The organism is Variovorax sp. GW823-FHT02B07, from assembly GCF_058797695.1.
In genome coordinates, this window is record NZ_JBXAJX010000021.1 from 1 (window position 1) to 585 (window position 585).

1 protein-coding gene is annotated in these 585 nt (G+C 66.7%); it reads right to left on the reverse strand.

All coding sequences use genetic code 11. The features are described from left to right. Positions 1-585: type VI secretion system tip protein TssI/VgrG (gene tssI, locus AC1RGU_RS31340; RefSeq protein ID WP_492740817.1), on the reverse strand; the 585-nt coding region annotated here is incomplete at both ends.

Here is a 585-nt window from a genome sequence, read left to right on the forward strand (position 1 = left end):
CCCGCTCAATGCGCTCTGACCAGGGAGTTGCCACGGCGGCAGATTCACCTGGTTGTGGACTCTTCCCATGCAGATCGGCAGGTCCGCGTCTCCCGCGATGAAGCTCACGATGACTTCCTGCCCGATGCGCGGGATCTGGATGCCCCCGAGCTGGTTGCCCGCCCAGGGCGAGTTCACCCGCACCCAGCAGCTGCTGTGCTGGTTCTTCTGTCCCTGCCGGTCCCAAGGGAACTGCACCTTGATGCGCCCCAGCTCGTCCGTCCACAGGTTCTGGCCTTCGGGGCCCACCACCAGCGCCACCTGCGGGCCGACCATGGCGGGCTTGGGCTGGGTCGGCTCTGGGCGTAATGGTTCGGTCACCGGGTGGACCGTGAAGTCCACCTGCACGCGCCATTGCTGCTTGCGGTCGACAGTGGCTTCGCGGTTCTGGCTGTCTTCTGCCACGTCCTCGATGAGCAAGTGGGTGTCCAGGATCAGGTATTCGGCGTTGGCCGACTCCCTGGGGTGCTTCTTCAGCTGGAAGGTGCATCCGGGCACCATGCCCCGCAGGTTGCCGCTGGCCTGGGCCCGGGCGCCGTGGGTGCG